Raw genomic sequence first — 12742 nt, forward strand, 5'->3', positions numbered from 1 at the left:
CTCCTAAATGAAAAAATTTTTTAAGACTGCCTCAATTTATCTGTTGCTTCTTTTTCTACTGGCTGCTGCTATTTTTGTTTTAAACATTTATTATGGTCAAAGAATTGCTCAGCAATTAAATTTTGATTTAACTATGTATTTAAATAAGCTTAATTATCAAACTGAAGAAGTAAAGTTTAAAGTAAACCCATTATTAAGGAAGATTGAAGTTGAAAAGTTAACTTTAATTAATCCAGCCGAATTTAAGTTAACTTTAGAGTCAGCAACTATTAATTTGAGCTGGAAACAATTATTTAATTATCTTAAATATGATGAATTTCAACTTGATAAAAATTTTAAAAGTTATTTAAAAAGGCTTAATTACTATAACTTAATTAGTAATTATCAAATTAACTTTAAAAATGTAGAATTAAATTATCAGGGAGACCTTGATAATGTTAGCCCGGATAAATTAGAAAATATTTTAAATAAAGATCATAATCTTAGCTTTAAAGCAGAAAATTTAGCATATAATTATCCTTATTATCGAGATTTTGCTTTAACAAAAAATAGTTGGGATAAACTGCGCTCTTTTAATGATTTTAAATTTGATCTAGCTTATACGAGTTCTAACCAGCAGCTTAATTTACAGCAATTTGACTTAAGTAATGAGATTATTCGTCTAATGTTTAATTTTACAACAAAGCTTGATTTTAATCAGACTCAGCAGAAATTTAAATTTTTAGATTTAACCGGTAATTATGATTTTTTATTGGCAGGGAAACAATTGGAATTTACTGCTAATGAAACTTTTAAGCAGCTGCAATTAGGACAGTTGACTACAAGTGGTAATTTAGCAGTCAGTTATCCGGAGGGAAAAAATAACTATCTGCTTAATTCACTTGCATATAATTTTGAGGCAAATGATGTTTATTTTGTTTTAAGTGATCAATTAAATGATGAACTTAATAATTTTTCTTTTAATTTGCTTGATCAATCTCAAAATATCGAATTTCAAATTGATCAGCTTACAGCCAGCCAAGATTATTCGCGTCCGGAGGGCAAAGGAAATTTTAAACTTGATTCTTCTTTAATTACTGCTGAAGCGAAAACTGAATATCTTTATCAAAATTCACAATTATATTTTAGTAATTTAAACTTACGTTATTTACCCAAAAATAAGTTAGCTGAGCAGCTGAATTATCTGCTTCAGTTAATCTTAAATAAAAGATTTAGGCAGGATGAAGACGGTTATTATATTATTGATCTCTGGGGTGAACTTAATAATTTACAATATCAATAATTTTAATTATACAATTTATATTAAGTTATCTAACTTAGATTTGTTTTGACAAGTTTAGTCTATCATGCTAAACTAAATTTAGTATTTAGCTTATCTTAAATAATTAAAAACAGCTAAACTAATTTACTTTAAAATTAAATATGCTAGCGAGGATGGGTGCAATTCCCTACCGGTGGTAATAGTCCACAAGTCCGCAGGGACAGATCTGATGTAATGCAGAACCGACAGTAAAGTCTGGAAGGGAGTTAGAGCTATCTAGCATTATATTTAATATTTTTATTTGAATATTTAAAAGTCCTTCCATACTGGAGGGACTTTTGCGTTTTTATAGTCATTTATTCTAAAAAACCACTTAATAAAGGAGGGTAATATGATGGATAATTTTTCTTTAGCAGATCAGAAATATATGTCAAGAGCACTTTGGTTGGCGCAATTGGGCGAAAAAAAAGTTGCTCCAGGACCAATGGTAGGTACAGTAATTGTAAAAGATAGTGAAATTATTGGAGAAGGATATTATAAGTCATATCAAGGTATACATGCTGAGCTTCAAGCTTTAAAAATGGGCAATAAAAAAAATAAAGGTGCTACTATGTATATTAATCTGGAACCCTGTTATAAACCGCAAGAATTACCTTCCTGTATTAAATCAATAATTAATTCTGGTATAAAAAGGATTGTTATTTCAATGATTAACCCTGATCCAGAAATTTCTGGTCGGGGAGTGAAAGCTTTAAAAAAGGCTGGTATAAAAGTTGAACTTGGTCTATTTAAAAAAGAAGCAGTTGAGTTAAATGAAACTTTTTTAAAATATATAAAAACTGATTATCCTTTTGTCTATTTAAAAAAAGCTCAAACACTTGATGGTTATATTGCCAGTAAAACTGGAGATTCAAAGTGGATAATTAATGCTAAGGCAAGAAATGAAAGCAATAAATTAAGAAATAAAGTAAATGCAATTTTAGTTGGAATAGGTACAATTTTGGCCGATGATCCTATTTTAACTACCAGACTTAAAGATCAACCAGCTTCTGATCCAGAAAGAATAGTACTTGATCCTCAGCTTGATATTCCACTTTCGGCAAAAATTATTAATCAAAATTCGGATGCTCAAACTCTATTAATAACATCTGCGAAAAAGCTCAAAAATACTTCTGGAGAGTTAACAGATAAAATAAAAGCCCTGCAAAATAAAGCAAAGGTAGAACTAATTGAATTGGAATTAAAAAATAAAACATTTTTTGATTTAAAAGAAGTTCTAAGCTTATTGCACAGTCGTGGTATATCAAGCTTGCTTGTTGAAGGAGGAGCTCGAATAAGCTGTAGCTTTTTACAGGAAAATTTAGTCGATAAATACTATTATTTTATTGCTCCCAGAATTTACGGTGGTAATGATGGTATTTCTTCCTTTTGTGGTTCTGGCCCCGAATTAATGGCTAACGCAATTGATTTGAAAATTATTGAATATAAAATGCTGGATGATAATATTTTATTGATTGCTAAAAATAAGAACTGATTATTGAGAAAGGAGAATTATTATGCATAATGTAGAAACAGCAATTGCTAATTTTAAAGCAGGTAAATGGGTTATTATAGTTGATGATAAAAGCGAAGAAAATTCTGGAAATTTAGTCGGTGCAGCTGAAAAACTTGATCAAAATAAACTTAGCTTTCTGTCCAGAGAAGCGGGCGGAATAGTTAATTTGATTTTGCCTCAAGAAAAATTAAAAAATTTAAATCTTCCTCTTGCAGATGAAAAATTTGCTGCTCAGACTGATTCTTTTTCAACTCTAGCCTTAAAAAACCTAACCACTGGAACTAAAACGGGTGATCAGCTGAAGACCATTAAAAGATTAATTTCTGATCATGCTGTCCGTGAAGATTTTACTTTTCCCGGCCATATCTTACCCCGAGCTGCACAGCCAGGAGGAGTTTTAAGAAAAGCAGATTATCCTGAAGCAGCAGCTGACCTTGCTAAATTTGCTAAACTGAAAGCAGCAGCTGTTAGCTGTCTGATTTTAAATAAACAGGGTAAAGCAGCAAAATTGAAAGAATTAAAAGACTTTGCTGCTCAACATAAACTCGATCTGCTTACGTTGGAAGATTTAATTAAATACCGGAAACAAAATGAAAAATTAGTTAATTTAGCCGCAGAGGCAGAATTACCAACCGATTATGGTAAATTTAAGATTAAAATCTATACTAATCAACTTGATAATAAAGAACATATTGCAATTGTAAAAGGTGATATTGAGCAAAAGCAGGATGTTCTAGTAAGAGTCCATTCTCAATGTATAACAGGTGATATTTTTGGCTCAAATAGATGTGATTGTGGAGAACAGTTGGCAGCTTCCTTAAAAACGATAGAACAAGAGGGAGCAGGTGTAGTACTTTATATGCGCCAAGAAGGGAGAGGAATTGGGTTGGTAAATAAGATTAAAGCATATCAGCTTCAAGATGAAGGACTTGATACAGTTGAAGCTAATGTAGCTTTAGGTTTTAAACCTGATCTTAGAGATTATGGAATTGGAGCTCAAATTCTAACTGATCTTGGCTTAAGCACAATTAGATTATTAACTAATAATCCAACTAAAGTTGTAGGTTTAGCTGGCTATGGTCTTGAAATAACTGAAAGAGTAGCAATTGAAATGGAGCCCCACCCCGAAAATAAATTTTATTTAAAAACTAAAAAAGAAAAAATGGGTCATTTATTAAATTTAGATCATTAAATAGGTAGATTGTAGCGGCCATATCGGAAGAGATATGGTCAGTAATAATTTTCAGAAAATTATTACTTTTAGATTTAGCTTGCATCTTCAGGATTTCTTGTTTATAATATATTTAGTAATGATTACTGATAAGCTTTTTTTAATCAAAATAATTTTAGGGGGAATACATAATGGATTTAAAATTTGATCATGAAGTAGAATTAGGTATAGCAAAAGAAACTGAGGTTGCTGAGGCAGTAGAGATGAATTTTGCTGGTGAAACAGAAGAAACAGGATTATATTTAGCAATGGCAAGACAGGCACAGCGTGAAGGTTATCCAGAAGTAGCTGAAGTTCTTAAAAGAATTGCCTGGGAAGAAGCTGAGCATGCTTCTCATTTTGCAGAACTAAATGGCATGATTTCTGAAAGTACTAAAGAAAATATCGAAGAAATGCTTAAAGGTGAGCAGGGTGCTAACAAAGGTAAAAAAGGGGCAGCTGATAAAGCAGAAAAACTAGGTCTGGAAGCTGTTGCAGCTTACTTTAATGAGTCTTCTCGTGATGAAGCTCGCCATGCTCAAATGCTGCAGGGAATTCTTGATAGATTTTTTGCTTAAAGATTATTTTTAATAAAACTTAATTATAATTATTTAGTTAAACAGATAGCTTTTATTAAGCTATCTGTTTTTTTATTAAGAATAATTGATTTACCAGCCTATATTCGATATAATATAATTTGGAAATTTATTATAAAGGTAGGTTGAGTAATGAAAAAACTTTTTTCCAAAAAATTTATGAAAAGCAGTTTTGATAATTTTTTGTTATTTGAAAATAAGAATGAAAAATTTAATTTGAATTTTTTTATTGTAAGTTATAGTTTGTTGACTATGTTTTTAATCTTTATTATTTCAGATAAATATAGATTCCCGGTTTTGTTAGATAATAATTTTGTCAGTATTATAGCTCAGGTTCAAATTATTATCTCTATTTATTTAGCTATGAATATTAGTAAAAAGGGTTTTTTACTAGCTTTATCTTTAAACACTGCTACTCTGACTGCTATGATATTAATAATAACTTTTGAAGGAAAATTTTCTTTTATTTCAATAACTTTTTCTTATTTAATTGCTTTATTTATTTCTGTTATTATTTATAATTACCAGAAAGATAATAAGAGTAACATAATTGAGTTAAAGAAAGAAAAAAAGAAATTACAATATTTAGTTTACTACGATAATCTAACTGAGCTGCCTAATCGAGAAATGATTATTAAACGTCTCGATTATCTGTCCTCAATGTCAGTTGAAGATAAAATAAATTTTGCTTTGGTTTTAATTGATTTTAAAAACTTTAAAAGAGTTAATGATTCACTTGGTTTCAAGACTGGTGATTATATTTTAAAAAAGTGTGCTGAAAGATTAACCAGAACAATTAATGAAAATGATCTTGCTGGCAGAATTTCTGGTGATGAATTTGCAGTTATTGTCCAGAGAAATATTCATGAGCAGGAGCTGTTTGCTTATATAAAAAAAATTAAATTAATGCTTGAAAAAACATATTATCATAATAACAGAGAGATAAAATTAACAATTAATTCTGGAGTATCATGTTACCCAGCTCATGGTAAAAATAGTAAAGAAATTATAAAAAGCGCAGACCTGGCTGTTTTTAAAGCAAAATCAAGTCTGGAAAAAGATATTGAACTTTTTAGCAAAAAAATGGAGAAAGATATTATTGCTGATATTCAAATGGAAGAACTTTTAAAATCAGCTCTGGCCAATGATGAATTTCATCTTTTATTTCAACCCCAGTATGAAACAGATGGAAAACAGGTACGAGGATTTGAGGCCTTAATTAGATGGCATTCGCATAAATTTGGCTCAGTTAGTCCAGGGCGCTTTATTCCTGTGGCCGAAGAAACTGGCTTAATTACAGAAATTGGTGACTGGGTATTTAGAAATTCTCTCCGGAGATTTAAACAGCTCCAGGCTAACTTCAAAGTTGATCCAATCTTATCGATTAATATTTCTGTAGTTCAACTAACTGATCCAGGTTTCGTTGAGAGAGTAAAAGAAATTATTGCAGCTGAAAGTATTGATGGACTTAAATTGGAATTTGAAATAACAGAAACTCTTTTTATTTCTGATCAGGAATATGTTATTGAAGTGCTTTATCAATTAAAGCAGCTTGGAATTAGTATTGCTATGGACGATTTTGGAACTGGTTATGCTTCTTTGAGTTATCTACAACATATTCCGCTTGATATTTTAAAGATTGATAAAGCATTTATTGATATGATAGGATTAAAAGATCATAAAATGATGGTACCCCCAATTATTGAAATGGCTCATCAGTGGGGGATTAAGGTAGTAGCTGAAGGTGTAGAAACAATCGATCAACTTCATTATTTAAAAGAACATCGCTGCGATTTTCTCCAGGGCTTTTTGCTTAATCGCCCCTTAAGTGAATATCAAATTAGTAAAGTTTTTTAATTTATTTGAAATTATTTCTAACCAGTCAATTTTTTGACTGGTTTTTTGCAGGTTTTTTTTGTTTTATCTAGAATTTAAACTTAACTAGCAAGAGAACAATTATAAAGGCTGAATTTTTCTCTGTTATAGTTTAGTAATTGGTAAAGCAGAGAGGAGAAGAAAATGAAGCTATTACGCAAATACTATTTTCTAATTATTATCTTTGTTTTTGCTGTTATTTTTTTAATTAATTATCAAAGTTATCAGCGAGCAACTAGAATTATTCAGTCTGAAAATAATAATAAAATTGAATTGATTGAAAATATTATTTTATCTAATCTTCAGAATGCATATTCAGCTTATTCAATTTCTGAAGTTGTTTTAAATCATGAAATGAGGGAAAATTCAAAATTATTATTAAAAACTTATCAGCATAATTCTCAAGTAAATAGTTGGGATCTAATTGCTCTCCAGGCACAAATGCCTGATTATGAGATTTATATTATTAATAGTGATCTACAGATTATTAAAACAACACTTAAAGCTGATTTAGGACTTGATTTCTCACGTTTCCCAGAATTTTCAAAACTACTTACTAATCGATTAAATAGCGATAGTTTTAGTTCAGATAAATTTGATCTTGCACTTAATGTTGGAGCTATTAATAAATATAGTTATCAGCCAACTGCTGATCATAAATATTTATTAGAACTTAGTATAGATATTACAAAAAGATTTCCTGTTTTAGATGATTTTAATATTTTTGCTGTTGCAGATGAAATAACTAAACAATATCCAATAGTTAAAAAAATTAATTTTTATAAATTTAGTCAAAATGTCAATAAAATTGGTTTAATTAGCAGTACTGCAGAAGCTGATCAGCAAATAGCCACTTTTGATCGAGATTTAATTCAACGAGCTGTTTTAAATAATCAAGTGATTAATTATCATCCTGATTCTGAAAGTGAAAAAATCAGCTACAGCTATATACCATTTCTTGTCTCAAATACTGATTCTGATTGGTGGAATTCTTTTGCCTTGAGAGTTAGTTATAATAATCAAAGTTTACTTGAACAAATTCAGCAAGAATGGTATTCATTTTTGTCTAATTTAATTGTTATTTTAATTGTTTTTATAATATTTTCAGTTTTAATGTCATATTTTATAACTAAAACAGAAAGAATTGCTTATACAGATTATTTGACTGGATTGGCAAATAGAAAAGCTTTTGAAGAATATTTTAACAAATATGTAGCTAAAAATATGGATAAAAAATTAGCAATACTTTATCTCGATCTTGATGGATTTAAAGAAGTAAATGACAGTTATGGGCATGATACAGGAGATTTTTTATTAAAAGCAGTTGCTAAAAGATTAAAAAATAATCTTAGATCAAATGATCAGGTAGCTCGAATGGGTGGCGATGAATTTACAGTTATGCTAACTAATGTAAGTGATGAAGATAAAGTTAAAAATATTATTAATATACTTGAAAATAAACTTACAAAGCCATATTATATTAATGGGTACCAGATAAAAATAGGCTGTAGTTTTGGCTATAGTATTGATTATTGTCAGAGAAAGTCATTTAAAGACTTAATTAATACAGCTGATCTGGCTATGTATCAGGTAAAAAATCAAAAAATTGATAATCTGGAGTGATAAAATGCAAAAAATAAATTGGCTAGAATTAAGAAGTGGAACAGATATTAGAGGAAGAGCAATTGCAGAATCTGCTGCAGAAATAAATTTATCAGCTGTGGCTGCAGTTGGAATTGGTTATGCTTTTGCTAAATGGTTAGCTGAAAAGAAGTCAAAACCAGTTGAGGATTTAACAATAGCAATTGGGCATGATTCTCGTTTAAGTGCCGCTAATCTAAAAAATGCTTTAGCAGTTGGAATTAAAACAGCAAATGCTGCTGTTTCTAGTGCTGGACTGGCTTCAACTCCTGCAATGTTTATGGCAACAATTTTAGATAATCATCAGTATGATGGTTCGATAATGATTACAGCTAGTCATCTACCAGCTGATAAAAATGGATTTAAGTTTTTTACTAAAGATGGTGGGTTAGAAAAAGAGGATATCACAGCAATACTTAATTATGCGGCAGATCATGAAATTGAATTTGAAAAAATTGTTATTCAAGATATTGAAGTTAATCTTGAAAAAATAAATTTAATGACTGATTATGCTGTTCATATCCAAAAAATAATTCGTAAAAATTTGAGTCAGGGAGTTGATACTGAGCAACCTCTAGCTGACTTTAAAATAATAGTTGATGCTGGTAATGGAGCAGGAGGATTTTTTGTTAAAGAAATATTAGATGCTCTTGGTGCTGATACAGCAGGAAGTCAGTTTTTAGAGCCTGACGGTAATTTCCCGAATCATATTCCTAATCCGGAAGATGAGACAGCTATGCGGGCAATTAAGCAGGCTGTAATTGCTAATCAGGCAGATCTGGGCATTATTTTTGATACTGATGTAGATAGAGCAGCTGTTGTAGCAGGTAATGGTAAAGAGATTAATCGAAATCGTTTAATTGCATTGGCTTCAGCAATTGTACTACAAGAAAATCCAGGAGCAACTATTGTGACAGATTCAGTTACATCAGTTGGTTTAAAGAAATTTATTGAAAACAAGTTGGGAGGAGTTCATCATCGTTTTAAACGGGGCTATAAAAATGTAATTAATGAGGCAAAAAGATTAGAGTCAGAGGGAACTCCAGCACCTCTTGCAATAGAAACTTCTGGTCATGCTGCTTTTAGAGATAATTATTTTCTTGATGATGGTGCTTATCTGGTTGCTAAGATATTAATAAAGATGGCAAACTTAAATTGTGCTGGCCAGCATAAAATTGAAGATTTGATTAGTGATTTAGAAGAAGCAGCTATAAAAAAAGAGTATCGCCTTAAGATTACAGAAGCTGAGTTTAAAGGTTATGGAGCTAAAATACTGAATAAATTAGATAAACAAATTAATAAATTTGCTGACTGGCAGCTGGCTCCTAATAATTATCAGGGCTTACGTGTAAATTGTGGTGGTAATGATTGGTTTTTAATGAGGATGTCTCTACATGACCCTGTAGTTGTAATTAATATTGAATGTGACAGTAATGACTCACTTAAATTAATTAAGGATCGTTTAGAAGAATTTTTAGCTAAGTTTAGTGAACTTAATTCAACTAAGTTAAACTGATGCTATTTATCAGGAGAAAGGGAGTATTAATATGCAATATCAAGCTCTTGCAAATACAGATTTAAAAGTATCGAAGATAGGATTAGGAACTTGGGCATATGGAGATGATACTTTTGGTAGTGTAGAAGATAAACAGTCAATTAAAGCAATTAGAGCTGCTGTTGAATCAGGAATAAATTTAATTGATACCGCACCAGCCTATGGAGCTGGTAAAGCAGAGAAAATTGTTGGGGAGGCAATTAAAGATTTGAGAGATCAAGTCATTATTGCTACTAAATGTGGTACCCATCGTGAGGGATCTGCTTATGTACGAGACTTAAGTCCAGCTCAAATTAGAAAAGAGCTTGACCTGTCTCTTACTAGACTGCAGGTTAGTCAAATTGATATTTATCAAATTCACTGGCCTGATCCAGATACTCCGCTTGAAGAAAGTCTGGCAGAATTATTAAAGTTAAAAAAAGCAGGTAAATTTAAATATTTAGGAGTTTGTAATTTTGAACTTGATTTATTAAAAAAAATATCAAAATTAACTGATATTGTCTCTTTACAACCACAGTATTCTCTTTTAGAAAGAAAAATTGAAACTAAATTAATTCCTTATCTTTTACAAACTAAACAAAGCACATTAAGCTATGGAACTCTGGGGGGGGGAATATTAAGCGGCAAATACGATAAAAAACCAGAATTTAAAGATGAAAAGGATAATCGGGCTAATTTTTACCCTTTTTTTAAAGAAGAAAATTGGCAGAAAACTGCTGATTTAATAAAAGAACTAAAAAATATTGCTGATAAATATGATAAAACTCCTGCTCAAGTAGCTATTAATTGGTCAATTAATCAGCCAGGCATTACTGCTGCTTTAGTTGGTGCTAAAACCGAACAGCAGGCGCGTGAAAATGCAGCAGCAGCAGATTTTAAATTGACCCAGGCTGAGTTAATTAAACTTAGCCAAAAATCTACTGCTGTAATAAAAGAGCTTACTCAGAAATAATTTTTTAAATAAAGTAAAAAAAAGAGTGAAATAAAGTCACTCTTTTTTTGCTTTAAATAGTCTTTCAGGATATAATTGAGTTATCTATTAAACAGCTCTAAATAAGTTGGTAAACTGCTTTTAATTAAGGGGGATTTAATGCAGAGAACTGATATTTATAAAAATAAATATTATCTTTTAATTTTATGTGTAATTATCCTACTTTTTTTTCTGTTTTTGTTTTATAATTATCAGATTAAGCTTAATGAACAAGAATATTTTCTAGATAATAATTTAACCAGGATTAGAAATGAAGTAAATCTTATCTTAAACACTTACAATACATCAGCTAATGCAATTTTTAACAATATAATTAATAGTAAAGAAATAAAAAGAACGATTAAATTTGGCTGGGAATTTGAAGATCGAAGGGATAATTATCGCTTTTATTTAAAGAATAATTTAGAGTCGCTTTATGATAATTTAAATAGCTATCATATTCATCAACTACAATTTAATTTCAAAAATGGAGTTAGTTTTTTAAGGATGGATCGTCCTGATAAATATGGAGATAATCTTTTTGAATTAAGAGAAACTATTCGATATGTTAATCAAAGTAAACAAAAATATTTCGGTTTTGACCAAAGTAGAATATTTAGTGATTATAGTTATATATACCCACTTTTTTATAAGGGAGAGCATATTGGTTCAGTTGAGATTGGAATTTCCTTTAAAGCAATTGCAGAGCTATTGGCAAAAAATTTTGGGGGAACTAATATCTTAATTGTTAAAAAAGACTTAGTAAATCGAGTAGTCTTTGATGATGAAAAAGAAAAATATCAGCAGCTGGCTTTTGTTGATGATTTTTTATATGATGCAGATATTTATAAAAAATCATTAGAATTTCCAATTGGTATCTTACAATCAGAAATAAGATTTATGAATAATCAAAATAGAAATGTAATTAAGCGTAATTTAGATAGAAAAATTGATTTTGCTATTAATAGTAAAATTTCTGGTAAATATTATACTGGTTATTTTATTAGAATTGAAGGAATAAATGATAACATTAATGCATATTTAATTAGCTATTTACCAAATGATTCGCTGCGTTTAATTAACAATAATTTTAATAATACTTTATTAGTTTCTACTTTTCTTTTGATTTTAACTATCATTTTAATATCACTAATTTTCTATAGTAATAGCAGTTTACGTTATATGGCTAAAAATGATCAATTAACAAATGTCAGTAATAGACATCACTTAAATGAAGTTTTAACTAAAGAATATGAACGTAAGCAGAGGAATAATATTCCTTTTTCTTTCATTATTTTTGATATTGATCATTTTAAAAGAATAAATGATAATTATGGCCATGATACAGGAGATATAGTCTTAAAAAAATTGAGCCAGCTAATTGAAGCAAATATTAGAAAATCTGATTATTTTGGTCGTTGGGGTGGAGAAGAATTTGTCATAATTGCTACTGAGACTTCTCTAAACGATGCAGTAGCTTTTGCGGAAAAATTAAATAAAATTATTGAAGAATATAGTTTTATCGAAAGCGAAGCAATAACAGTAAGCCTGGGAGTAGCAGAAATAAAAGAAACAGAAAAAATAGATGATTTAATTAAAAGAGCAGACAAAGCTCTTTATCAGGCAAAAGAGCGCGGCAGAAATAGGGTAGAAGCAATTAAATAACACTTATATAAAAAGGAGAGTTCAGTACTGAACTCTCCTTTTTATAATTTAACTTAATTTTTTGGTTCTTTGACAAATGTTGTGAAATCTAAATAGCACCGTTTGAATCATGTTATCTCTTTGTTTTTTTGAATTACTCTTAAATACTTAGCAATGATAAAAATACTCGGCGTTTTAAGTTTTCAACTTTGGGAACACCGTAGCCAATTCTTTTGATTAATTTGATTTTGTTGTTTAATCCTTCAGCAAATCCGTTGGTTATTCTAGTTTTAAAATAGTTAATAATGTGTTGTTCCCAGCGTTTTACTGTTCCTTTAGCTCTATAGAAAAGATTTAATTTAGACTGACTAACATTTTCATACCAGTTATTTAAAGCTTGAATAGACTCTTTAACATCAGGAATCTGTAGTAAAT

The 12742-nt window shown here is 29.7% G+C and carries 10 protein-coding genes and 1 riboswitch; of the genes, 9 read left to right on the forward strand and 1 reads right to left on the reverse strand.

Annotation, left to right across the window (positions count from 1 at the left end; all coding sequences use genetic code 11):
* The first annotated feature begins 7 nt into the window (after positions 1–7).
* The 9 genes from BMZ74_RS05790 (at position 8) to BMZ74_RS05830 (ending at position 12328) form a co-directional block, all read left to right on the forward strand.
* The gene (locus tag BMZ74_RS05790; protein WP_089860959.1) at positions 8–1282 is read left to right on the forward strand and encodes a hypothetical protein; all 1275 of its coding nucleotides are present in this window, start codon (positions 8–10) and stop codon (positions 1280–1282) included.
* A gap of 138 nt (positions 1283–1420) precedes the next feature.
* A riboswitch (FMN riboswitch) is annotated at positions 1421–1536 on the forward strand.
* Positions 1537–1655: 119 nt separating this feature from the next.
* Positions 1656–2795, forward strand: coding sequence for a bifunctional diaminohydroxyphosphoribosylaminopyrimidine deaminase/5-amino-6-(5-phosphoribosylamino)uracil reductase RibD (gene ribD, locus BMZ74_RS05795; protein WP_089860961.1), 1140 nt, complete (start codon positions 1656–1658; stop codon positions 2793–2795).
* 22 nt (positions 2796–2817) lie between these two features.
* Positions 2818–4008 carry a GTP cyclohydrolase II gene (gene ribA, locus BMZ74_RS05800; RefSeq protein WP_089860963.1) on the forward strand — a complete coding sequence of 397 codons (1191 nt, stop codon included), beginning with the start codon at positions 2818–2820 and terminating at the stop codon, positions 4006–4008.
* Positions 4009–4178: 170 nt separating this feature from the next.
* Complete coding sequence (locus BMZ74_RS05805) at positions 4179–4604, forward strand: ferritin-like domain-containing protein (protein ID WP_089860966.1); 426 nt, start codon at positions 4179–4181, stop codon at positions 4602–4604.
* Positions 4605–4754: 150 nt separating this feature from the next.
* Positions 4755–6479 (forward strand): putative bifunctional diguanylate cyclase/phosphodiesterase, encoded by a 1725-nt coding sequence (locus BMZ74_RS05810; RefSeq protein ID WP_089860968.1) that lies wholly within the window; start codon positions 4755–4757, stop codon positions 6477–6479.
* Between the two features lie 162 nt (positions 6480–6641).
* On the forward strand, positions 6642–8120 hold the full coding sequence (locus BMZ74_RS05815) for a GGDEF domain-containing protein (protein ID WP_089860970.1): 1479 nt from the start codon (positions 6642–6644) through the stop codon (positions 8118–8120).
* 4 nt (positions 8121–8124) lie between these two features.
* On the forward strand, positions 8125–9654 hold the full coding sequence (locus BMZ74_RS05820) for a phosphohexomutase domain-containing protein (protein WP_089860972.1): 1530 nt from the start codon (positions 8125–8127) through the stop codon (positions 9652–9654).
* Between the two features lie 31 nt (positions 9655–9685).
* Positions 9686–10645 carry an aldo/keto reductase gene (locus tag BMZ74_RS05825; RefSeq protein WP_089860974.1) on the forward strand — a complete coding sequence of 320 codons (960 nt, stop codon included), beginning with the start codon at positions 9686–9688 and terminating at the stop codon, positions 10643–10645.
* A 138-nt stretch (positions 10646–10783) separates the two neighbouring features.
* A complete protein-coding gene (locus BMZ74_RS05830; protein ID WP_089860976.1) occupies positions 10784–12328 on the forward strand; it encodes a sensor domain-containing diguanylate cyclase in 1545 nt (514 codons plus the stop codon).
* Positions 12329–12467: 139 nt separating this feature from the next.
* On the opposite strand, the gene BMZ74_RS05835 is transcribed toward BMZ74_RS05830, so the two are convergent.
* Positions 12468–12742, reverse strand: a 275-nt coding sequence (locus BMZ74_RS05835; RefSeq protein WP_143070132.1) for a transposase, incomplete at its 5' end; no start/stop codon positions are given.

Source organism: Halanaerobium salsuginis (assembly GCF_900114545.1).
In the GTDB taxonomy this organism is placed as follows: Bacteria; Bacillota; Halanaerobiia; order Halanaerobiales; family Halanaerobiaceae; genus Halanaerobium; species Halanaerobium salsuginis.

Excerpts from the sequence above, each read along its gene's own strand:
- BMZ74_RS05825 (WP_089860974.1), top strand. The coding sequence starts at position 9,686 with ATGCAATATCAAGCTCTTGCAAATACAGATTTAAAAGTATCGAAGATA.
- BMZ74_RS05810 (WP_089860968.1), top strand. The coding sequence starts at position 4,755 with ATGAAAAAACTTTTTTCCAAAAAATTTATGAAAAGCAGTTTTGATAAT.
- BMZ74_RS05805 (WP_089860966.1), top strand. The coding sequence starts at position 4,179 with ATGGATTTAAAATTTGATCATGAAGTAGAATTAGGTATAGCAAAAGAA.
- ribA (WP_089860963.1), top strand. The coding sequence starts at position 2,818 with ATGCATAATGTAGAAACAGCAATTGCTAATTTTAAAGCAGGTAAATGG.
- BMZ74_RS05820 (WP_089860972.1), top strand. The coding sequence starts at position 8,125 with ATGCAAAAAATAAATTGGCTAGAATTAAGAAGTGGAACAGATATTAGA.
- BMZ74_RS05830 (WP_089860976.1), top strand. The coding sequence starts at position 10,784 with ATGCAGAGAACTGATATTTATAAAAATAAATATTATCTTTTAATTTTA.
- BMZ74_RS05815 (WP_089860970.1), top strand. The coding sequence starts at position 6,642 with ATGAAGCTATTACGCAAATACTATTTTCTAATTATTATCTTTGTTTTT.
- BMZ74_RS05790 (WP_089860959.1), top strand. The coding sequence starts at position 8 with ATGAAAAAATTTTTTAAGACTGCCTCAATTTATCTGTTGCTTCTTTTT.
- ribD (WP_089860961.1), top strand. The coding sequence starts at position 1,656 with ATGGATAATTTTTCTTTAGCAGATCAGAAATATATGTCAAGAGCACTT.